General features: G+C 69.3%; 19 protein-coding genes. 16 read left to right on the top strand and 3 right to left on the bottom strand.

What is annotated here, in order from left to right:
• Window positions 1-89: 89 nt before the first annotated feature.
• Genes ACSF8R_RS09555 through ACSF8R_RS09545 form a run of 3 tightly spaced genes read left to right on the top strand, consistent with a single transcriptional unit; the run spans window position 90 to window position 3093 of the window.
• Window positions 90-1025 carry an ROK family protein gene (locus ACSF8R_RS09555; RefSeq protein WP_434811652.1) on the top strand — a complete coding sequence of 312 codons (936 nt, stop codon included), beginning with the start codon at window positions 90-92 and terminating at the stop codon, window positions 1023-1025.
• 2 nt (window positions 1026-1027) lie between these two features.
• Entirely contained in the window at window positions 1028-1708 is a 681-nt protein-coding gene (locus ACSF8R_RS09550; RefSeq protein ID WP_434811651.1) for a lysophospholipid acyltransferase family protein, read from the top strand.
• 50 nt (window positions 1709-1758) lie between these two features.
• Entirely contained in the window at window positions 1759-3093 is a 1335-nt protein-coding gene (locus ACSF8R_RS09545; RefSeq protein ID WP_434811650.1) for a class II 3-deoxy-7-phosphoheptulonate synthase, read from the top strand.
• A 121-nt stretch (window positions 3094-3214) separates the two neighbouring features.
• On the opposite strand, the gene pknB is transcribed toward ACSF8R_RS09545, so the two are convergent.
• Together pknB and ACSF8R_RS09535 are read right to left on the bottom strand one after the other, a co-directional pair.
• Window positions 3215-5155, bottom strand: coding sequence for a Stk1 family PASTA domain-containing Ser/Thr kinase (gene pknB, locus ACSF8R_RS09540; protein ID WP_434811649.1), 1941 nt, complete (start codon window positions 5153-5155; stop codon window positions 3215-3217).
• Between the two features lie 60 nt (window positions 5156-5215).
• Entirely contained in the window at window positions 5216-6406 is a 1191-nt protein-coding gene (locus tag ACSF8R_RS09535) for a LysM peptidoglycan-binding domain-containing protein (RefSeq protein ID WP_434811648.1), read from the bottom strand.
• 152 nt (window positions 6407-6558) lie between these two features.
• Between ACSF8R_RS09535 and ACSF8R_RS09530 the strand changes: the two genes are divergently transcribed.
• The gene (locus tag ACSF8R_RS09530; protein WP_434811647.1) at window positions 6559-6894 is read left to right on the top strand and encodes an Rv2175c family DNA-binding protein; all 336 of its coding nucleotides are present in this window, start codon (window positions 6559-6561) and stop codon (window positions 6892-6894) included.
• A 29-nt stretch (window positions 6895-6923) separates the two neighbouring features.
• Here ACSF8R_RS09530 and ACSF8R_RS09525 read toward each other — a convergent pair whose 3' ends face one another.
• On the bottom strand, window positions 6924-8012 hold the full coding sequence (locus tag ACSF8R_RS09525; protein ID WP_434811646.1) for a polyprenyl synthetase family protein: 1089 nt from the start codon (window positions 8010-8012) through the stop codon (window positions 6924-6926).
• Between the two features lie 69 nt (window positions 8013-8081).
• Between ACSF8R_RS09525 and ACSF8R_RS09520 the strand changes: the two genes are divergently transcribed.
• From ACSF8R_RS09520 to ACSF8R_RS09465, 12 genes are all read left to right on the top strand, one after another.
• Window positions 8082-8456: a DUF3040 domain-containing protein gene (locus tag ACSF8R_RS09520; RefSeq protein WP_434811645.1), complete on the top strand. Its 375-nt coding sequence runs from the start codon at window positions 8082-8084 to the stop codon at window positions 8454-8456.
• Window positions 8457-8620: 164 nt separating this feature from the next.
• A complete protein-coding gene (gene mraZ, locus ACSF8R_RS09515; protein WP_434811644.1) occupies window positions 8621-9052 on the top strand; it encodes a division/cell wall cluster transcriptional repressor MraZ in 432 nt (143 codons plus the stop codon).
• Between the two features lie 100 nt (window positions 9053-9152).
• Window positions 9153-10112 (top strand): 16S rRNA (cytosine(1402)-N(4))-methyltransferase RsmH, encoded by a 960-nt coding sequence (gene rsmH, locus ACSF8R_RS09510; RefSeq protein ID WP_434811643.1) that lies wholly within the window; start codon window positions 9153-9155, stop codon window positions 10110-10112.
• Window positions 10109-10693, top strand: a complete 585-nt coding sequence (locus tag ACSF8R_RS09505; protein WP_434811642.1) for a hypothetical protein — start codon at window positions 10109-10111, stop codon at window positions 10691-10693. The genes rsmH and ACSF8R_RS09505 overlap by 4 nt, the downstream gene beginning before the upstream one ends.
• A gap of 5 nt (window positions 10694-10698) precedes the next feature.
• A complete protein-coding gene (locus ACSF8R_RS09500; protein ID WP_434811641.1) occupies window positions 10699-12510 on the top strand; it encodes a peptidoglycan D,D-transpeptidase FtsI family protein in 1812 nt (603 codons plus the stop codon).
• Between the two features lie 46 nt (window positions 12511-12556).
• Window positions 12557-13969 carry a UDP-N-acetylmuramoyl-tripeptide--D-alanyl-D-alanine ligase gene (locus ACSF8R_RS09495; RefSeq protein WP_434811640.1) on the top strand — a complete coding sequence of 471 codons (1413 nt, stop codon included), beginning with the start codon at window positions 12557-12559 and terminating at the stop codon, window positions 13967-13969.
• Entirely contained in the window at window positions 13966-15075 is a 1110-nt protein-coding gene (mraY, locus tag ACSF8R_RS09490) for a phospho-N-acetylmuramoyl-pentapeptide-transferase (RefSeq protein ID WP_434811639.1), read from the top strand. Before ACSF8R_RS09495 ends, mraY begins: the two co-directional genes overlap by 4 nt.
• Window positions 15057-16586: a UDP-N-acetylmuramoyl-L-alanine--D-glutamate ligase gene (gene murD, locus ACSF8R_RS09485; protein ID WP_434811708.1), complete on the top strand. Its 1530-nt coding sequence runs from the start codon at window positions 15057-15059 to the stop codon at window positions 16584-16586. Before mraY ends, murD begins: the two co-directional genes overlap by 19 nt.
• A 25-nt stretch (window positions 16587-16611) precedes the next feature.
• Window positions 16612-17865, top strand: coding sequence for a putative lipid II flippase FtsW (gene ftsW, locus ACSF8R_RS09480; RefSeq protein ID WP_434811638.1), 1254 nt, complete (start codon window positions 16612-16614; stop codon window positions 17863-17865).
• Between the two features lie 10 nt (window positions 17866-17875).
• On the top strand, window positions 17876-18949 hold the full coding sequence (locus ACSF8R_RS09475) for a UDP-N-acetylglucosamine--N-acetylmuramyl-(pentapeptide) pyrophosphoryl-undecaprenol N-acetylglucosamine transferase (protein ID WP_434811637.1): 1074 nt from the start codon (window positions 17876-17878) through the stop codon (window positions 18947-18949).
• A 61-nt stretch (window positions 18950-19010) separates the two neighbouring features.
• The gene (gene murC, locus ACSF8R_RS09470) at window positions 19011-20411 is read left to right on the top strand and encodes a UDP-N-acetylmuramate--L-alanine ligase (protein WP_434811636.1); all 1401 of its coding nucleotides are present in this window, start codon (window positions 19011-19013) and stop codon (window positions 20409-20411) included.
• Window positions 20412-20416: 5 nt separating this feature from the next.
• Window positions 20417-21442 (top strand): FtsQ-type POTRA domain-containing protein, encoded by a 1026-nt coding sequence (locus tag ACSF8R_RS09465; RefSeq protein WP_434811635.1) that lies wholly within the window; start codon window positions 20417-20419, stop codon window positions 21440-21442.
• The last annotated feature ends 169 nt before the right edge of the window (window positions 21443-21611 follow it).

Below are 21611 nucleotides of genomic sequence, written 5' to 3'. Positions count from 1 at the left end.
GGAACCGAGTCCACAGTTCTGCGACGCACCCGTCCCGCGCAATAGACTTCACCGATGCCTGCGTGCCGTGCGCAGCTGAGGGGAGTGGCGTGCTCAACGTCGGAATCGACATCGGTGGAACCAAGATCGCAGGCGGCGTCGTCGCCGAAGACGGAACCATCGTCGAACAGACACGGGTGGCGACGCCCACCGATGCGAGCGAGCTCGCCGACACCGTCGCAGCCATGGTCGCCGACCTGGCGTCGCGCCACGAGGTGCACGCCGTCGGTGTCGCCGCGGCCGGCTTCATCGACGCCGCCCGCGCCGTCATCCTGCACGCGCCGAACATCGACTGGACCAACGAACCGCTGCGCGACGAACTCGAACGTCGCATCGGTCGCCCCGTGACGCTCGAGAACGACGCGAACGCGGCGGGATGGGCCGAGTACCGCTTCGGCGCAGGACGCGGTTCGCGCAACATGGTCATGCTGACCCTCGGCACGGGTGTCGGGGGAGCCGTCGTCACCGACGGTGAACTGCTCGTCGGCGGCAACGGCATCGGCGCTGAACTCGGGCACATCCGGTTCGTGCGCGGCGGCCGTCGCTGCGGCTGCGGACAGTACGGCTGCCTCGAGCAGTACGCGTCGGGCCGGGCCCTGCAGGTCGAAGCCGAGCAGATCGCCGCGACCGGCGGCATCGGTGCCGCACTGGATGCCGCCCGAAGCGAAGACGGTCGCATCCACGGCCCCGCCATCTCTCAGCTCGTGCTGGCCGATGACCCGGGCGCGCTCGAAGCGCTCGGCAAGGTCGCCACCGCGCTCGGTGAATCGTGCGGTGAGTTCCAGGCGATCCTCGACCCCGAACTGTTCGTCATCGGCGGCGGTGTCGCTGCCCTCGGCGATCGCCTGCTCGATCCCGTCAAGGCGGCCTACTCGACGTCGGTCCCCGGCTATGGCGAGCGTCCTGTGGCGACCTTCGCCATCGCCGAGCTCGTCAACGATGCCGGGCTCATCGGCGTCGCCGACCTCGCCGGAGGACGCGTCTGACGATGTTCTACTGGATCATGAAGTACATCGTCATCGGGCCCGTCCTGAAGGCGATCTTCCGGCCCTGGATCGTGGGGCGAAACAACGTGCCCGCGACCGGGGCCGCGATCCTGGCATCCAACCATCTGTCGGTGAGCGACTCCATCTTCCTGCCGCTGATGATCGACCGCCCGATGTCGTTCCTCGCCAAGAGCGACTACTTCACGGGCACGGGCATCAAGGGCTGGGCGACGCGAGTCTTCATGAAGGCGACGGGCCAGATTCCGATCGACCGCACCGGGGGCAGGGCATCGGAGGCGTCGCTGAACACCGGTCTGCAGGTGCTCGGCCGCGGTGACCTGCTCGGCATCTACCCCGAGGGCACCCGCAGCCCCGACGGCAAGCTGTACCGCGGACGCACGGGGCTCGCGCGCATGGCGCTCGAGGCGCACGTGCCCGTCATCCCCGTCGTGATGGTCGACACCGGCAAGATCATGCCCATCGGCCGCAGCATCCCGCGGGTCGGCAGGGTCGGCATGGTCATCGGCGAACCGCTCGACTTCTCGCGCTTTCAGGGCATGGAAGGCGACCGCTACATCCTGCGCTCGGTCACCGACGAGATCATGGTCGCCCTGCAGCGTCTGGGGGAGCAGGAGTACGACGACGTGTACGCGTCGACCGTCAAGGACCGCAAGCCCGCTTGAGTCGCCGTCATCCGGTCCGGGGCATCGGTTCGCGCGACTAGACTTGCCGGGTGCCGACCCCTCTCGACCTCGATTCGTGGCGTGCGCTTCCCATCAAGCAGCAGCCCTCCTGGACCGACCTCGACGCCGTAGCGGCTGTCTCCTCTGAGATCGCCTCGCTGCCGCCGCTGGTCTTCGCCGGCGAGGTCGACATGCTGCGCGACCGCCTGGCCCGTGCCGCGAGCGGCAACGCGTTCCTGCTGCAGGGCGGCGACTGCGCCGAGACGTTCGCCGGCGCCACCGCCGAGCAGATCCGCAACCGCATCAAGACGGTGCTGCAGATGGCGGTCGTCCTGACCTATGGCGCGTCGATGCCGGTCGTGAAGATGGGCCGCATGGCGGGCCAGTTCGCCAAGCCCCGTTCGTCCGACACGGAGACGCGTGGCGACGTGACGCTGCCGGCGTACCGCGGCGACATCGTCAACGGCTACGACTTCACCGAAGCGTCGCGCGCGGCCGACCCGCAGCGCCTGCTGAAGGGGTACCACACCGCGGCGTCGACGCTGAACCTCATCCGTGCGTTCACGCAGGGTGGGTTCGCCGACCTGCGCGAGGTGCACTCGTGGAACAAGGGCTTCGCGGGCAACCCCGCCAACGCCCGCTACGAGCGCCTCGCGACCGAGATCGACCGGGCCATCAAGTTCATGGAGGCCGCCGGCGCCAACTTCGACGAGCTGCGCGGCGTCGAGTTCTACACCGGCCACGAGGGTCTGCTCATGGACTATGAGCGCCCGATGACGCGCATCGACTCGCGCACGGCCACGCCGTACAACACGTCGGCGCACTTCCTGTGGATCGGGGAGCGCACCCGCGAGCTCGACGGTGCGCACGTCGACTACTTCTCGAAGATCCGCAACCCCATCGGGGTGAAGCTCGGTCCGTCCACGACGCCCGAGACGGCGCTGGCGCTGATCGACAAGCTCGACCCCGAGCGCGAGCCCGGCCGCCTGACGTTCATCACGCGCATGGGTGCCGGCAAGATCCGCGACGCACTGCCGCCGCTGCTGCAGGCCGTGAAGGATGCCGGCGCGACGCCGCTGTGGGTCACCGACCCCATGCACGGCAACGGCATCACGACGCCCAACGGCTACAAGACCCGTCGTTTCGACGACGTCGTCGACGAGGTGCGCGGCTTCTTCGAGGCCCACCGCGCCGTCGGCACGTTCCCCGGCGGCATCCACGTCGAGCTGACCGGAGACGACGTCACGGAGTGTCTGGGCGGCTCGGAGCAGATCGACGAGAACACCCTCGCGACCCGCTACGAGAGCCTCTGCGACCCGCGGCTGAACCACATGCAGAGCCTCGAGCTCGCATTCCTCGTCGCCGAAGAGCTCGAAAAGCTCTGACGCCCCGCGCCGGGGGTTTCGATACACCCGCGCTGCGCGCGGACACGCAACCGCCGGAGACGTCCCGCGGCGGATCCCGGTGGTCGAGTGCCGCGGCAACGCCGCGGTGTATCGAGACCGGTCAGAGCGATCCGGTGATCTCGATATTCACCGTCGTGCCGTGGGGCTGCCAGTCGCCGCCGCCTGGGTTCTGGCCCGTCACCTCGGTGAACTCATCGAGGAGTGCGTCCCAGAACGGCGCGTAAGAGAATGCGAAGCCAGCACCATCGAGCGTTGCCTTCGCTTCGTCGCGGGTCATGCCGACGACGTTCGGGATCTCGAAGAGCTGCGGCCCTTTGGAGATCACGAGGGTGACGGTGTCGCCCGGGCGGAAGTTGCCGCCGCCGTCGCGTTCGAGCATGCGGATGACGCGGCCCTGCTCGACCTCGCTGCTGTACTCCTCGGTGGTGGCGACCACCAGGTCGACACCCTCGAGCGTGCTCGTCGCACTGTCGACGGACTCACCGACGACGTCGGGGACGGGGCCGAGTGACAGGCGCAACTGCGCGGTCGAGCCCTGCAGCACGGTGCAGCCCTCGGTGCACTGAACCGGCTCTTCCCCTTCGGCCTGCGTCACATACACGCGCACGACGATGCCGTCGTCGAAGTCGGTGAAGTAGGTGGGCCGATCGACGACTTCGATATTGACGTCGGCGAGGGCCTGCGTGGCCTCGTCCTCAGTCATGCCCTGCATCTTGGGCAGGTCGGCCGATGCCGGGCCCAGCGAGACGATCACCTCGACCGAGCTGTCCTTCTCGACGCGGGTACCCGCTCCGGGGTCGGTGCCGATGACCTCGCCCTGCGGCACCTCGAGGCTGTAATCCTCGCCGGGCGCGGCTCGGAGCGACAGGGCTGAAAGCTCAGCGGCCGCCTCGTCGTAGGTCCCACCCGAGATGCTCGGCACCGCGATGAGTGAGCCGGGACCCGAGCCGAACCACCAGCCGGCGCCGCCGGAAGCGGTCGCCAGCAACAGCACGAGCAGCAGCAGCCAGCCGCCCTTGATCGCGCTGCGGCGGGTGCGAGCGCGCAGGCGCGTCGCGTTGTCGGCGGCCGGGGTGACGGTCGGGGCGGTGAACGTGCCGGGCAGCACCTTGGTGAGCTCGCCAGAATCGACGCCGTCGTCGACTGCGATCACGCCCGTGCCGACGGCGGCCGTGCGCACGACCTGCGGGAACACGCCGAGCTGCTTCTCGATCTCGCGCAGGCGGTCGAGCATGGCCTTCGCGTCCACGGGGCGCTCATCGGGTTCGCGCTCGGTGGCCCAGAGCACGAGCTCGTCGAGCGGCTCGGGGACGCCGGGGTTCTTCGCCGACGGGCGGGGGACCGAGTCCGTCGCGTGCTGGTAGGCGATCTGCATCGGCTGCTCGCCCTTGTAGGGCTGCTCGCCGACGAGCATCTCGTACAGCATGATGCCGAGCGCGTAGATGTCGCTGCGCGCATCCGCGGTGCCCCGGGTGACGAGTTCGGGGGCCAGATACGCGATGGTGCCGAGCAGCATCTGCCCGGTCGCCGTGTTCGCGCTCGTTGCGCGCGCCAGACCGAAGTCGCCGATCTTGATGCGGCCGTCTTCGGCGAGCAGCACGTTCTCGGGTTTGACGTCGCGGTGAACGATCCCGGCGCGGTGTGCGGCGGCGAGACCGGAGAGGACGGCATCCATGATCGTGATCGTCTGCGGGATCGACAGGCGACGCTGTTCGCGCAGCAGTTCTCGCATGGTGATGCCGGGCAGGTACTCCATGACGAGATACGCCATCTCGCCGTCCTGGCCCTGGTCGAACACGTTCACAACGTGCGGGTCGGCCAGGCGTGCCGCAGCGCGCGCCTCTTGGATGAAGCGCCCCTGAAAGACGGTGTCGTCGGAGAGGTGGCCGTGCATCACCTTGAGGGCCACGCGACGCTCGAGGCGAAGGTCGGTGGCCACGTATACGGTGGCCATGCCGCCGCGGGCAATGCGAGCACGCACGCGGTACCGACCGTCGACCAGACGGCCGATCAGCGGGTCGGTCTGCTGGCTCGTGCTCACGTGGAGATTCTACGGAGCGAGGGCCCCGACCCCGGGCAGCGGCTCACCCCTGCTCGCGGATCAGCCCAGGGCTGCGAGCCAGGAGTACGCCTTCTTCTCCCACTGGCCGTAGCGGTCGGGGTAGGCAGACACCTGCACCGCCTGGGCGGCGTCGGTGAAGTCCATCGACTGCCAGCCGGGGATGTCGAGCAGCCCGCGCGTGCGGTCGCCGTTGGGATCGTACGGGCCGCCGTAGAACGCTGCGGCCGCGCGGTGCGGATCCTGCACCTGTGCGTCGGTTCCCCAGCCCGCGCTCGGGCGCTGCTGGAAGAGTCCGAGCGAGTCACGGTCGCCCCAGTCGAGGTTGCGCATCCATGACTCGACCATCGCGGTGGCCAGGGCGATCGCGATGCCACGGTCCGAGACGCCGCGGTCGCGGCCCGCCTGGATGATGATCTGCGCGTTGCGGGTCTGCTCGGCGTCGAGGCCGGTCGCGTTCTTCGCGGGGATCGTGAGCTTCTGGCCGGGATAGATGATCGACGACGGCTGCAGGTCGTTGGCCGCGAGCAGGGTCGAGACGGCGATGCCGTTGGCGTTCGCGATGGCCCACATGGTGTCGCCGGCCTGCACGGTGTGCGTGCGCTTGGCGCTCGACGACGCCGCGGGTGCGGACGGTGCCGTCGACGACGCCGGCGTGGAGGTCGACGCGCCCGACACGGAGCCGGGGATGCTGAGCTTCTGGCCCGGGTGGATGAGCGACGAGGATGTCAGCTTGTTCGCCGACCGCAGTGCGGAGAGGGACACCTTCTTCTTCTGCGCGATCGCCCACAGCGTGTCACCCGAGCGCACCGTGTACGTCGAGGTGGATGCCGCAGGCGCCGTCTTCGAGGTCGTCGAAGCGCTCGTCGTCGAGCCGGTCGCCGACAGCCGCAGCTTCTGGCCGGGGAAGATCGTCGAGCTCCAACCGAGGTCGTTCCACGCGAGGACGTCTGCCGTGCGCAGGCCGTAGCGCGCCGCGATGCTGCTGACCGTGTCACCGGCGGCGACCGTGTGGGAGCGGGCGGCGGGCGCGGTCGCCGCGGCGCGAACGGTGGTGACGACCGGGGTGCGGGTCGCCGCGAGCGGCTGGATGCCGGGGCGCACCGACTCCCGCGGTGCCGCCTCTGCGGCCGGTGCGACCGTGAGTGACAGGGCGATGGACCCGACCACGGCGGCAGGCGCATAGGCGCGGATCCGGGTGGCGGATGTGGCAGCGGTGTGCTGACGGCTCAAGAGCGTCCCCCTCGTTTCGACCTCCGCCACCGTGTCACGGAAGTAAACAGGTGTCAACTGATGATAAAGGAGTGACGAATGAGACTTGTGTCATGTGGCCGCCCTGCGTCGTCGGGTTCTGAGCGGCCGTGCACGGGTGACATCATGGGAGCGTGACGAAGACTGCAACGGACTGGCTCACCCTCGCCGATGTCGTGGAGCGCACGGGGGAGTCCCTCGGGCGTGTGCGGCGTCTCCTTGACGAGCGCCAGCTCATCGGATCACGACGCAACGGCCCGTTCCAGATTCCGGCGGTCTTCCTCGTCGAGGACCACCCCCTCGGATCGCTGCGCGGCACCGTCATCGTGCTGCAAGACGCAGGATTCAGCGATGACGAAGCCATCGACTGGCTGCTCACGCCCGAGGAGTCCATCGGGCTCGCGCCGATCGAGGCGCTGCTGGCTGGACGCAAGAGCGAAGTCCGACGCGTCGCGCAGGCGCTCGCCTGACGCGTCTGCGCACCAGCGACGGCTCGCGACTAGGCCGCGCGCTTCGTCGCCGCCAGCGCCAGGTCTCGCAGGCGACCGACAGCCGAGGAGCCCAGCGGTGCGCCGCGCAGCGCGCGGTCGGCTTCGAGGGAGTACTCGGCGATGTGCGACTCGACCCGTGCGAGGGCGCCGGTGTCGATGATCGTCTGCTGCAGTGACGCGATCTGGCCGGCATCGAGCGCGGGGTCGCCGAGCAGTTCGTCGAGTACGCGCCGCGGGCCGGAGGGCAGTGCCTCGCGCGCGTACGCGATGAGCAGGGTGCGCTTTCCTTCGCGAAGGTCGTCGCCGCTGGGCTTGCCGGTGACCGCTTCGTCGCCGAACACCCCGAGCACGTCGTCGCGTAGCTGGAAGGCGAGGCCGATGGGGTGGCCGAACGCCGACAGTGCGTCGTGCTGTGCCGGCGTGGCACCGGCCAGTGCCGCACCGATCAGCAGCGGCTGCTGCACGCTGTACCGCGCGGACTTCAGTGAGGCGATGCGCAGCGCGCGCGCAGCCTGCTCGGCGTCGTCGGCGGTGAGGTAGGCGGCCTCCTCGGCGATGTCCAAGAACTGCCCCACCGTCACGTCGCGGCGCATGACGCCGTACGCGGTGCGGGCATCGGCGGCATACGTCGCGTCGCGCAGACCCTCTTCGAGCAGGTCGTCGCTCCACGCGACGAGCAGGTCGCCGAGCAGAACGGATGCCGCCCGTCCGAACGCCTCGGCATCGCCCGCCCATCCGGCGGCACGGTGAGCCGCCTCGAGTCGGCGGTGCGCGGAGGGGCGCCCGCGGCGGGTGTCGGAGTTGTCGATGAGATCGTCGTGGACGAGCGCGGCGGCCTGGAAGATCTCGAGCGCGGATGCCGCCGTCACGACGCTGTCGTCGGGAGTCGTGCCGCGCGCGGAATGCTCGGCGACGCTCTGCCACCCGGTGATGCAGAAGCGTGCGCGCAGCCGCTTGCCGCCCTGCAGGCAGGCGACTGCGTCGGCGACGAGTCCGGCCGCTTCGGCGCCCATGCCGGCGACGGCATCCGCCTGGGCTGAGGTGAACCTCTCCAGTCGCTGAGAAACGGCCTCGATCGGGTCTGCAGAGGGGGTCACGGGCCTAGCCTAGTTCTCGTACGCACGCGTACAATGAAGGACCGAACCACCGCCGACGAGGGGGCAAGCATGCCGCTGTCAGAACAGGAACAGCGTCTGCTCGACGAGATGGAACGCCATCTCATGCGCAATGACGCCGATGTCGTGAGTGCGCCCCGCGAAGGGCAGTCGCTCAGCTACCGCAACATCGTCTACGGCACGATCCTCGTCCTCGCCGGCATCGCCGGGCTGATCGTCGGCGTCTCGACGAGTCTGATCATCGTCGGCGTGCTCGCGTTCGTCGTGATGGTCGCGGGTGTCGTGCTCGCCGTCACGCCGACCAAGGGCGTCTCGGGCAGGGCGCGAGCGGCGTCGACGCCCACCCGCAAGACCGCTCCACCTTCCTCCACCTCGTTCATGGATCGCATGAACGATCGCTGGGACAAGCGCCAAGACGGGCGCTGACGCACCAGCGCTCCGCAGCCTTCCAGGGCACCGACCTCCGGGTCGGTGCCTTTTTTTCGTGCCCTGGGGGAGACCGGCCCAGAAATCGATAGTGAAGTGGAGGAAAGTGGAGTAAAGTGGCGACATCCTGAATCGGCCGGACGGGAAATGGGGTGGTGGGTCCGATGCTGTTGGGCACGCACACTCCCAAGCTCGACGACAAGGGCCGCGTCATCCTCCCGTCGAAGTTCCGCGACGACCTCGGCTCGAGCGTCGTCGTCACGCGCGGTCAGGACCGCTGCCTGTTCCTCTTCAGCGAGAAGGAGTTCGAGCGCCAGTACGAGAAGATCCGCGAAGCGCCGCTGACCAACAAGAACGCCCGCGGCTTTCAGCGCATGTTCCTGGCCGGGGCGAGCGCGGAGAAGACCGACAGCCAGAACCGCATCACCATTCCGCCCCACCTGCGCACGTACGCGAGCCTCGAGCGCGAACTCATCGTCACCGGAGTCGGCGACCACGCCGAGATCTGGAACGCCGACGCGTGGAACGCCTACGCCGCCGGACACGAAGACGTCTACTCCGACATGGAGGAGGAGGTGATCCCCGGCCTGTTCTGATCCTCGGCCGTGACTCCCAGCCGCACGCCCTGACACACTTCCCCGGTGCCAGGTCGGAGCGGATGGGGATCAGGGTCCCGGATCCCAAGCCCCGCTCATCATGAACCTCCGCGACATCCACACCCCCGTGCTGCTCGACCGCTGCGTCGAGCTGCTGGCGCCTGCGCTCACCCGCCCCGGCGCCGTGCTCGTCGACGCCACCGAAGGCATGGGCGGGCACTCCGAGGCGCTCCTGGAGCGTTTCGCCGACATCCACCTGATCGGGCTCGACCGCGACACCGACGCACTGCGCATCGCGGGGGAGCGGCTCGCCCGGTTCAGTGACCGCGTCACACTCGTGCACACCGTCTACGACGGCATCGACGCAGCCGTTCGCAGCACCGGTCGCGACAAGGTCGACGGCATCCTCTTCGACCTCGGCGTCTCATCACTGCAGCTCGACGAGGCCGAACGCGGATTCGCCTATTCGCAGGACGCGCCGCTGGACATGCGGATGGATCAGACCGCCGGCGTCACGGCGGCCGACATCCTCGCCACCTACGGCGAGGGCGACCTGCGGCGCATCTTCGAGCGATACGGCGAAGAGAAGCTCGCGGGGCGATACGCCCGCGCGATCCTCGAGGCCCGACGCAGCGAGCCGATCACACGGTCGGCGCGCCTCGTCGAGGTGCTCGTCGCCGCAACGCCGGCCGCCGTGCAGCGCGAGCGCAGCGGACACCCCGCCAAGCGCGTCTTCCAAGCGCTGCGCATCGAGGTCAATGCCGAACTGGCCGCCCTCGAAGACGCGATGCCCGCGGCGATGGGGTTGCTGCCCGTCGGCGGCCGCATCGTCGTCATGAGCTACCAGTCGCTCGAAGACCGGCTCGTCAAGCGGCTGTTCGCCGACGCGTCCGCATCGACCGCACCCGCCGGACTCCCGGTGGAGCTGCCGGAACACGCACCGCGCTTCCGGCTGCTGACCAAGGGGGCCGAACTGGCCTCCGAAGAAGAACGCGCGCGCAACCCGCGCGCCACACCCGTGCGGCTGCGTGCCGCCGAGCGGCTGAGGGAGACGGCATGAGCGCCACCGCGTGGAACACCATCCCGGCACGTCCCGGTCGCACGACCGACGTCGACCCCCGGCGCGGTCTGCGCGCCGTCGACCAGCCCGCGCGCGCTCGACGACCGCGACTGCTGTACGGCGTGATCGCGGTCTGCGGTGCGGTCGCGATCGGCGCAGCCCAGATGGGCCTGTCGATCCTCACGACGCAGAGCTCGTACGAGCTCGCCGCGCTGTCCTCGCAGCAGCGCGACCTCGACTGGCAGAAGCAGATGCTCGCCGATGAGGTCGCCGGTCTCAGTTCGCCGCAGTACCTCGCCGCCAACGCGTCGGCCCTCGGCATGGTGACGGGTCAGACACCGAACTACCTGCGCCTGAGCGACGGCGAGATCATCGGTGCCGGAGAAGCGGCATCCGGCTCGTCGGCCGTCAACGCGCTCAACAAGGCGGCCGTCGGCAACGCGCTCATCGCCGGTGTGCCGTTGGTCACCGACCCGAGCGCCAGCCTCGACGGTGCCGCGACCGTTGATGAGAGTCTCCTGACCAATACGGCGACACCCCCGCCGATCAGCGAGGGTCTTCCGACTCCCGACACACACTGAGAAGCATGACGACACGAGCAACCCGAAGCCAGCGTCGTCGAACGGTCGTCGCCCTGGCCGTCGTCCTCGTGGTGCTTGCCGCATTCGTCATCCGCCTCGTCGACATCCAGGTCGTCAACGCGAACGACCACATCTCCGACGCGCGCGCGATCGCGACCGAGAAGGTCGCCGAGCTCAACGGCACCCGAGGCGAGATCGTCGACACGACCGGATCGGTGCTCGCGACGAGCACGATGCTCTACGACGTGCAGGTCGACCCGCTGCTGGCCGCTGACGGCGTCGCGGTCACCGACGAGGACGGGGTCGCCGTCACCGGTGACGACGGGCAGCCGCTGCGCACGACCTGGAGCGAGGTGGCGACGCAGATCGCGGAGGTCACCGAGCAGAGCCCTCACGACGTCGAGGCGATCGTCACCGATGCCCTGGCAGAAGACGCCGCCTCGCGCTTCGCGTACATCAAGCGGTACGTCTCCACGGAGCAGTACCGGGCACTGGCTGAGCTCGACCTGCCGTTCCTCACGTTCCCGGAACACCCGTCCCGCACGTATCCGTCGGGCGCGGTCGCGGGGAACATCATCGGCTTCACCGGATCCGACGGGGACGCACTGGAGGGCCTCGAGGCGCTTCAGAACGACTGTCTCGCCGCGACCGACGGTCAAGTCACCTACCAGCGCGGTGCCGACGGTGTCATCATCCCCGGAACCGAGCAGACCACGGCGGCCGTCGACGGCGGCACGCTACAGCTCACCATCGACGCAGACCTGCAGTGGTACATGCAGCAGCTCATCGCCGAAGAGACGCAACGGCTCAACGCGGAGTGGGGCGGGATCGTCGTGCTCGAAGTCGCGACCGGAAAGATCCGCGCCCTCGCCGAAGCACCCACCGTCGACCCCAACGACGTCGGCGCCTCCGACCCCGAAGACCGCGCGTCGCGTCTGCTGCGCTACTCGTACGAACCGGGCTCGACGTTCAAGCCCGTCACGGCCGCCACCGCGATCGAACAGGCTGGGCTCACACCGAACTCGACCGTCGTCGCCCCCGACCGCATCGAGTTCCCCAACGGCGCCGTGATCAACGACTCCGAGAAGCACGCGACGCAGAACATGACCCTCACCGGGGGCCTCGTGAACTCGTCCAACACGGCGATGTCGCAGTTCGGCGCGCTCGTCGACCCCGAGACGCGCCTCGAGTACCTGCAGAAGTTCGGCGTCGGTGAGGGCACCGAGCTCGACTGGTCGGGCGAGCCCGACGGCACGTACATCCCGACCGACCAGTGGGACAACCAGACGTACTACACGACCACGTTCGGCCAGGCCTTCACGGTCACGGTGCCCCAAGTCGCGAGCGTCTACCAGACGATCGCGAACGGCGGCGTGCGCATGCCGCTGTCACTCGTCGAGTCGTGCACCAAGCCCGACGGGACGGTCGTCGAGATGGATGCCGGCGAACCCGAGCGCGTCATCGAGGAGGACACGGCCGAGACGGTGAGCCTCATGCTCGAGAACGTGTTCACGCAGGGCACGCTCGCCGAAGACATCGCGATCGACGGCTACCGGATGGCGGGCAAGACCGGAACGGCGCAGGTCTCCGACGGCAACGGCGGATACAAGAACGGTCTCTACTTCACGTCGCTGGTCGGCTACGCCCCCGCAGATGATCCGCAGTATGTTGTTCTGACGGTCTTCGACGAGCCCCGAAAGGTGCGGATGTCGTCGGCGAACCGCTCGGCGTTCAAGAAGGCCATGACGCAGGTGCTCAAGCACTACCGCATCATGCCGTCCGACTCCGAGACCCCGCTGCTCCCGGTGACCCGGTGAGCGAGAACGAGATGACGCGCGGGCACGCGCGAGAGGTATCCGCAGCATGATCCGCATGACGCTGGCCGAGGTGGCGCACGCCGTCGGCGGCACGCTCCACACCGCAGGCGAAGACACCGCCGAAACGGTCGTCGACGGCACCGTCGACACCGACTCCCGCGAGATCGGACCCGGCGACATCTTCGCCGCCAAGCCCGGAGAAGTCACCGACGGACACCGCTTCGTCCCCGACGTCGCCGCGGCCGGCGCGACGTTGGCGCTCGTCGAACGCGCGGTCGATGCGCCGATCAGCCAGATCGTCGTCGCCGACGTCGTCGCCGCTCTCGCCGACCTCGCGCGCGAGGTCGTGGGGAGGGTTCGTGCCCACGGCCGCCTCAAAATCGTCGGCATCACCGGATCCAACGGCAAGACGACCACCAAGAACCTGCTCGCGCGCATCCTGCAGGACGAAGGCGAGACCGTCGCGCCGCGGGCGTCGTACAACAACGAGGTCGGCGCGCCACTGACGATGCTGCGCGTGACCGACGACACCCGCTACCTGGTGAGTGAGTTCGGTGCCGCGGGCCCCGGACAGATCGCACGCCTCGCGGGCCTCGTCACACCCGACGTGGGGGTCGTGCTGATGGTCGGGCTCGCCCACGCGGGCGGGTTCGGCGGCGTCGAGGCGACCCTCAAGGCCAAGACCGAACTCGTCGAGGCGGTCCGCCCGGGCGGTGTCGCCGTACTCAACGCCGATGACCCGCGGGTCGCGACGATGGCCGCCGTCGCCGAAGCGCGCGGCGTCTCGGTCCGCTGGTTCGGCCGCGGCACCGCTGCCGAGGTGCGCGGAGACGATGTCGCGGTCACGGATGCCGGCACGACCGCGACCGTCGTCACGACCGAGGAGACCCTGCCGCTGCGACTGCGCGTGCTGGGCGAGCATCACGTCATGAACGCCCTCGCGGCGCTGACGGCGGCGCAGGTGCTCGGCGTGCCGCTCGCCGACGGCATCGCCCGATTGGAGACCGTCGAGATCGCCGAGCGGTGGCGCATGCAGCCGCTCGGGTCCGACCGCATCCGCATCATCAACGACGCGTACAACGCGAGCCCCGACTCGATGGCTGCGGCCCTTCGCACCCTCGCTCAGATCACCGGCCCCGGCCAGCGCAAGGTCGCCGTCCTCGGCGCGATGAGCGAACTGGGTGAGTATGCGGGGGAGGAGCACGATCGTGTCGGGCTGCTCGCCGTGCGTCTGAGGATCGAGCGGATCGTCGTCGTCGGCACCGAGGCGCGCCGGTTGTTCCTCGCTGCCGTCGGCGAAGGATCGTGGGACGGTGAGGCCGTCTTCTTCACGACGGCCGACGAGGCCTACGACTACCTTGTGGGCGAACTCCGCGACGGTGACCGTGTGCTCGTGAAGTCCTCCAACAGTGCCGGCCTCCGGCATCTGGGCGATCGTCTGGGAGAATCGTTCTCGTGAGATCACTCCTTGCCGCCGCGACGATCTCGCTCGCCTTCACCCTGTTCCTCACACCGCTGTTCATCCGGCTGTTCGAGAAGCTCGGCTGGGGGCAGGTCATCCGCACGCCCGAAGACCCCGCCAACCCGTCGCACGGCGCGAAGCGCGGCACGCCCACGATGGGCGGGCTCGTCTTCATCGCAGGAGCGATCACCGGCTATCTCGTCGGCACGTTCACGGGCGGGTCGCCCCCCACGATCTCCGGCATCCTCGTCATCTGGATGATGGTCGGCCTTGGCGCGATCGGCTTCATCGACGACTTCATGAAGGTGCGCCAGCAGCGCAGCCTCGGGCTGTCGGGGTGGCGCAAGATCGTCGGCCAGATCATCGTCGCGGTGCCCTTCGGCATCGTCGCGCTCAACTTTCCCAACGCGGTCGGAGAAACCCCCGGTTCGCCGTACATCTCGCTGTTCCGCGACATCTCCGCTCTGAGCTTCATGGCGCTGGGCGCCGTCGTCGGATGGATCCTCTACCTCGTGTGGACGTCCTTCCTCACCGTCGCCTGGTCGAACTCGACCAACGTGACCGACGGCCTGGACGGCCTCGCGACCGGCGCCGGCATCTTCACGATCTCCGCGTACAGCCTCGTCACGTTCTGGCAGTTCCAACAGCGGTGCACGAGCGGCGCGCTCGTGACGGCCTACCAGGCCGCCTGCTACGACACGCGCGACCCGATGGACCTCACGATCATCGCCGCTTCGTTCGTGGGCGCACTCGTCGGGTTCCTGTGGTGGAATGCGCCGAAGGCGAAGATCTTCATGGGCGACACCGGATCCATGGCCATCGGCGGCGTCATCGCCGCGATGTCGATCCTCTCGCGCACCGAGGTGCTCGCCGTCATCATCGCCGGCATCTTCATCATCGGGCCCGGGTCGGTGCTGCTGCAGCGCTACTACTTCAAGGCGACCGGCGGAAAGCGGCTGTTCCTCATGACGCCGTTCCACCACCACCTCGAGATGCGCGGCTGGCCCGAGGTCTCGATCGTCGTGCGCATGTGGATCATCGCGGGCATGCTCGCCGTCACCGGCGTCGGGCTGTTCTACGTGGCCTGGCTGGCGGCGCTGTGACCGGCGACGCGGGTGCGTCGCGCCTGGACGCCCTGACGAGTTGGCACAGCGACTGGAAGGGCCTGCGCGTCGTCGTGCTCGGCCTGTCCATGACCGGATTCTCGGTCGCCGACACGCTCGCCGAACTCGGCGCCGACGTGTTGGTGGCGACCGAGCGTGCCGACGAGGAGTACGCGACGCTCATCCCGGTCATCGGCGCGCGACTGCACGCGGGACCGCTCGACGCGGTACCGGATGCCGTCTCGGCCCACGACCCCGAGGTGATCATCGCGTCGCCCGGGTTCGCGCCGCATCATCCAGTGATCGCCTGGGCGAGGGAGCGCGGCATCCCGCTGTGGGGCGACATCGAACTCGCCTGGCGTGTGCGCGACAAGGTCGTGCGCGCTGACGGCACGCCTGCCGACTGGGTGCTCATCACCGGGACGAACGGCAAGACGACCACCACGAACCTGACAGCGTCCATGCTGGTCGCGGGCGGCCTGCGTGCAGCCCCCTGCGGCAACATCGGCGTTCCCGTGCTCGACGCCGTGCGCGACCCCGCCGGGTTCGACGTGCTCGTCGTCGAACTGTCGAGCCACCAGCTCTGGTACCTGAGCCTGCAGACCGGCCCCGAACCGCTCTCGCCCCACGCGAGTGTGTGCCTCAACCTCGCCGACGACCACCTGCAGTGGCACGGGTCGTTCCAGGCCTATCGGGATGCCAAGGCGTTCGTCTACAACCAGACCCGCGTCGCGTGCGTCTACAACAAGGCCGACGCCGCCACGCGCGAGATGGTCGAAGACGCCGACGTCGTCGAGGGGTGCCGGGCGATCGGCTTCGACCTCGGCACGCCAGGCCCGAGCGACCTGGGTGTCGTCGACGGCATCCTCGTCGACCGCGCATTCCACCCCGACCGCCACACGAGCGCGCTCGAGCTGTGCACCGCTGCCGACCTCGCCCAGCGGGGACTGGGCGCACCGCACATCGTGGCGAACATCCTGGCAGCCTCGGCCCTCGCCCGGTCGCTGGGCGTCGAGCCCATTGCGATCCGCGACGCCCTGCGCACCTTCCGACTCGACCCGCACCGCATCGAGGTCGTCGCCGTCGCGGGCGGCGTCACCTGGATCAACGATTCCAAGGCGACGAACCCGCACGCCGCGTCGTCGTCGCTGGTCGCGAACCCCGGCGCCGTCTGGGTCGTCGGCGGACTGCTGAAAGGCGTCGACGTGACCGACCTCGTCGCCGCACGCGGCGGCAGTGCCAAGGCGGTGATCGTGATCGGCGTCGACCGCACCGAGATCACGGCGGCGTTCGCGCGACACGCGCCGGCGGTGCCGCTGTTCGAGGTCGACGCGGCTGAAACTGAAGACGTCATGACACGGGTCGTCGAACTGGCGGCACAGGTCGCCGGCGATGGGGACACCGTGCTCCTGGCACCGGCGGCTGCATCGTTCGACCAGTTCGCGTCCTACACGGATCGCGGAGACAGGTTCGCAGCGGCCGTGAAGGAATGGATCGGCCGCACGCAGTAGCCGACGGAGAGGGCGGGAGGCGCCGGTGACGACGACACACGACCGCTCGCGCCCGACGGTTGCGCCCACCGCCATCTCCGACGCCTCGCGCGGGTTCACGGCGCGCGTGTCGCTCGGCCGCGTCCTGGCGCCGGTGCCGAGCGAGTTCCTGCTGATCGCGTCGACCGCGCTCATCCTCACCATCTTCGGACTCGTCATGGTGCTCTCCGCCACGATGGCGACGTCGCTCGCCGCGGGAGAGAGCCCGTTCGAGGTCGTCTTCAAGCAGGGCGTCTTCGCGCTCCTCGGCGTCCCGCTGATGTTCATCCTCAGCCGCATGCCGATCAGGTTCTGGAAGCGCGTCTCCTGGCTCGCGCTCATCGGCGGCGTCGCGCTGCAGCTGCTGGTGTTCGTTCCCGGCCTCGGGCAGGAGGCGAACGACGGCAACCGCAACTGGATCTCGATCGCCGGCATGCAGGCCCAGCCGTCAGAGTTCCTGAAGCTCGCGTTCGCGCTGTGGCTCGGCTACGTGCTCTACCGCAAGCAGACACTGCTGGGCGACTGGCGGCACGTGTTCATTCCCGTCGTCCCCGTCGGCCTCCTCGTCATCGGCTCGGTGCTCGCCGGACAGGACCTCGGCACAGCGATGATCCTCGTGCTGATCATGCTCGGCGCGCTGTTCTTCTCCGGCGTCAAGCTGCGCATCTTCGTGATTCCGCTCATCGCGGCAGTCGTCGCGGTCGCGGTGCTGGCCGTCACGAGCCCGAACCGCATGGCGCGCATCATGAGCTTCCTCGACGCCGACTGCCTCGCCGACTACGCCGATAAGTGCTACCAGCCGCTGCACGGCATCTGGGGCCTCGCCGGCGGCGGCATCTTCGGGCTCGGGCTCGGCAACTCGCGTGAGAAGTACTCGTGGCTGCCCGCGGCCGCACACGACTACATCTTCGCGATCGTCGGTGAAGAGCTCGGACTGATCGGCTGCGTTGTCGTGCTGGGGCTGTTCACGCTGTACGCCGTGGGTGCCTTCCACGTCATCCGCAAGACGCCAGACCCCTTCGTGCGCATCGTGGCCGGTGGCATCACGGTCTGGATCGTCGGGCAGGCACTCATCAACATCGGCGTCGTGCTGCGGGTGTTCCCCGTGCTCGGTGTGCCGCTGCCGTTCATGTCGCAGGGAGGCACCTCGCTGCTCTCGGTGCTGCTGGCCACCGGCGTGCTGCTGTCGCTCGCACGCTCACTGCCGCCGCGCACCGCGCCCGCGCCGGTCCGCCCCGAGCGGCCGGCGCGCGCCCGGTAGTCTCGATCCGGTGACGACGTACCTCCTCGCTGGCGGTGGCACCGCCGGGCATGTGAACCCGTTGCTGGCCGTCGCCGATGGACTGCGCGACCGCGATCCGGATGCCGACGTGCTCGTCCTCGGCACGCGCGAGGGCCTCGAGGCGCGACTGGTGCCCGCCCGCGGGTACGAGTTGCTGTTCGTCGACAAGGTGCCGTTCCCGCGCCGTCCGAACGGCGACGCCGCGCGCTTTCCGCTGCGCTTTGCCCGCGCGATCTCTCAGGTGCGCGCACACATCCGCGAACACGGCGTCGACGTCGTCGTCGGATTCGGCGGCTACGCCTCCGCGCCCGCGTATGTCGCGGCCCGGCGCGAAAAGGTGCCGTTCGTCGTGCACGAGGCCAACGCGAAGCCCGGCCTCGCGAACATCCTCGGGGCGCGCTGGGCCGCGGCATCCGGTGTCGCATTCGAGGGCACGCCGCTCAAGGGTGCGGCCGTCGTGGGGATGCCGCTTCGCCGCGAAGTCGTCGACCTCGACGCTGCGGCGCTGCGGGCCGAGGCGGCGGCCGCGTTCGGTCTCGACCCCGCGCGCCCCGTCCTCCTGGTGTTCGGCGGGTCGCTCGGCGCGCGACGCCTCAACGAAGCGCTCGCGGGCTCGTGGCGCGACGTCGTGGCGGCGGGGTGGCAGGTCCTGCATGCCGTCGGCGGCAACAACGACCTGCCGGCGTCCGCCGACGGCTACGTCGCCGTGCCGTACCTCGACCGCATGGAGTTGGCCTTCGCCCTGGCCGATGTCATCGTCTCGCGCTCGGGTGCCGCGACCGTGAGTGAGATCAGCGCCCTCGGCATTCCGGCCGTGTACGTGCCGTATGCGGTCGGCAACGGCGAGCAGGCGTTGAACGCCCGCTCGGCGGTTGCGGCGGGCGCGGCCCGGATCATCCCCGACGCGGAGTTCACCACCGAACGGGTGCGATCGGAGGTCGTGCCGCTGCTGGCCGATGCCGCAGCGCTCGGCAGGATGCGCGAGGCGGCGGCATCCGTCGGCACGCGCACCGGCACCGAGAACGTCATCGCGCTCATCGACACCGCGCTCGCGCGCGACTGACACGTCCCGCGCGCGGGTCGCTCAGCCCATGTGCGTGCGCGCGACCTAGACTTGTCGGGCCATGATCAGACCCGACCTCAGCACTCCCGTTCCCGAGCACATCGGCGCCGCCCACTTCATCGGGATCGGCGGTTCGGGCATGTCCGGTCTCGCCGGCATGTTCCTCGATCGCGGCATCCGCGTGTCGGGTTCGGACCGCGCCGACAGTGCCGCGATGCGCCGGGTCGAGGAGCGGGGCGCGACGGTGCACGTCGGGCATGACGCCGCGAATCTGCCCGCAGAGGTGGATGCCGTGGTCTTCACGGGCGCGATCTGGCCCGAGAACCCGGAGTATCTGCTGGCGATCGAGCGCGGCATCCCGGTCATCCATCGGTCGCAGGCATTGTCCTGGCTGATCGGCGGACGCCGTCTCGTCTCGGTCGCCGGTGCCCACGGCAAGACGACGTCGACGGGAATGATCGTCACGGCGCTGCGCGCGCTCGGCACCGAGCCCACGTTCGTCAATGGCGGCGTGATCGCCGACCTCGGTGTCTCGAGCGGCACCGGATCGAACGAGGTCTTCGTCATCGAGGCCGACGAGTCCGACGGCACCTTCTTGCTGTACGACACGTCGATCGCCCTGATCACGAATGTCGACCCCGATCACCTCGACCACTGGAAGTCGCGCGAGGCGTTCTACGACGGCTTCCGCACCTTCGCAGGGGGCGCTCGTGAAGCCGTCGTGATCTCGTCCGACGACCCCGGCGCGCGCGTCGTCGCCGAGGGGCTCGCCCACGAGCACGTGCTCAGCTTCGGCGAAGCAGCCGACGCCGACCTCCGCGTCACCGACATCGTCACCGAGGGGCCGGTGTCGTTCTCGCTCACGCACCGCGGCGAGACCGTTGCGGGACGCCTTGCCGTCCCCGGCGCGCACAACGCGATCAACGCGGCGGGAGCGGTCGGCGTGCTGCTCACGCTCGGGTACGACCTCGAGGGCGCTGTCCGCGCCGTCGAGGGCTTCGGCGGCACAGTCCGCCGGTTCGAGCTGCACGGCGTCGAGCGCGGTGTGAGCGTGTTCGACGACTACGCGCACCACCCGACCGAGGTCGCAGCGGCCCTCGCTGCGGCGCGCACCGTCGTGGGCGACGGGCGCATCATCGCGCTGCACCAGCCCCACACCTACTCGCGCACGCAGGAGATGTTCCGCGAGTTCGCCGAGGTCCTCGAGTCGCACGCCGACCACACCGTCGTGCTCGATGTGTACGGGGCACGTGAAGACCCGATTCCGGGTGTGACGGGCGAGCTCGTGAGCGGCGCGTTCGCGGACCCCGATCACGTGCACTTCGTCGCGGATTGGCAGGCTGCAGCCGACTACACCGCCTCGGTCGCCCGTGACGGCGACTACATCATCACCCTCGGCTGCGGCAACGTCTACCAGATCATCCCGCAGGTGCTGCAGGCGCTCGCAGGCGAGCAGGACTGAGTCCCGTGCGCCGGCCGAGCCCGCTGCCGCCTCCGGCCGAGTCTTCGGGTCGGGGCGGCGAAGACACCGAGGTCGACGACGTCGCCTCGCGCGTCGCGCCCCCGTGGCTGAAGTACCAGGCGCCGGCGCCAGATGAGCGGCCGGCCGACGAGGCCGCGCATGACGACGACCTGGCCGATGTGCTCCCGCTCGAATCGTCGCCGCGCGCGTCGACTGCGGAGCCGTCGACGTCGCCTGATGGGGCCGCGGGCGAGCTGCCAGGGGACGGCTTCGGCATCCGCGAGGTCTGGGCTGCCGCTCGGGCCCGCCGCCGTGCACTGCGGGCCGAGGTTCGTCGTTTCACGGCGCGCCAGCGACGACGCCGCAATCTGTGGATCGGCGCGGGCGTTGCGATCGTCGCGCTCGTGCTCGGCACGATCGGCGCTGCCTACAGTCCGCTGTTCGCCGTCGAGCGGGTGCGTGTGGTCGGGGCCGACGGCCTGGATGCCGCTGCCGTCGAGCAGGCGCTCGCAGGGCAGTTGGGCACGCCGCTGCCGCTGGTCGACTCGGGCGCCGTCAAAGATGTGCTGGTCGGGTTTCCACTCGTCGAGTCGTACACGCTCGAAGCGCGACCGCCGCACGAACTCGTGGTGCGCATCGTGGAGCGGACGCCGATCGGCGTGATCGAATCGTCGTCGGGCTCTACGCTCGTCGACGCTGCGGGCGTCGCGCTCTCGACGGCCGCGGAGGCGCCGGAAGGATACCCGACGCTCGACATCACCGGCGGCGTCGGCTCGAATGCCTTCCGCGCAGTCGGGCGCGTGTTCCGGTCGCTGCCGGTCGACATCCGCGAACAGGTCACCGCGATCACCGCGACGACACCCAACGACGTGACCCTGACCCTGGGTGAGACCGATACCGACATCGTGTGGGGCAATGCCGACGATTCGGCGGACAAGGCCCTGGCGCTCGAGAAGATCATGCAGGCGATCCCGCCTGCCGAGGTCTCCGTCTACGACGTCTCGTCGCCGAACGCCGTCGTCGTCTCCTGACGCCGGTCCGCGCGACGATTCCGGCGACACGATTCGCGACACGCCCACGGCATGGCGGGCATGGCGGATGCTGCCGCTTACCTTCGGGAGTGGGAATTGCATACCGGGCAATTCTTTAAACCTCTACTTGAGGTTCAAGGTTTAAACATCGTGGTTCGGGACGATACGG

Source organism: Microbacterium sp. bgisy189, from assembly GCF_965345345.1.
Lineage (GTDB): Bacteria > Actinomycetota > Actinomycetes > Actinomycetales > Microbacteriaceae > Microbacterium.
Note: the sequence above shows the minus strand (reverse complement) of the source record. Positions and strands in the feature narration are given on the sequence as shown.

Excerpts from the sequence above, each read along its gene's own strand:
- ACSF8R_RS09500 (WP_434811641.1), top strand. The coding sequence starts at position 10,699 with ATGACGACACGAGCAACCCGAAGCCAGCGTCGTCGAACGGTCGTCGCC.
- ACSF8R_RS09505 (WP_434811642.1), top strand. The coding sequence starts at position 10,109 with ATGAGCGCCACCGCGTGGAACACCATCCCGGCACGTCCCGGTCGCACG.
- ACSF8R_RS09495 (WP_434811640.1), top strand. The coding sequence starts at position 12,557 with ATGATCCGCATGACGCTGGCCGAGGTGGCGCACGCCGTCGGCGGCACG.
- rsmH (WP_434811643.1), top strand. The coding sequence starts at position 9,153 with ATGAACCTCCGCGACATCCACACCCCCGTGCTGCTCGACCGCTGCGTC.
- mraZ (WP_434811644.1), top strand. The coding sequence starts at position 8,621 with ATGCTGTTGGGCACGCACACTCCCAAGCTCGACGACAAGGGCCGCGTC.
- murC (WP_434811636.1), top strand. The coding sequence starts at position 19,011 with ATGATCAGACCCGACCTCAGCACTCCCGTTCCCGAGCACATCGGCGCC.
- ACSF8R_RS09520 (WP_434811645.1), top strand. The coding sequence starts at position 8,082 with ATGCCGCTGTCAGAACAGGAACAGCGTCTGCTCGACGAGATGGAACGC.
- ACSF8R_RS09550 (WP_434811651.1), top strand. The coding sequence starts at position 1,028 with ATGTTCTACTGGATCATGAAGTACATCGTCATCGGGCCCGTCCTGAAG.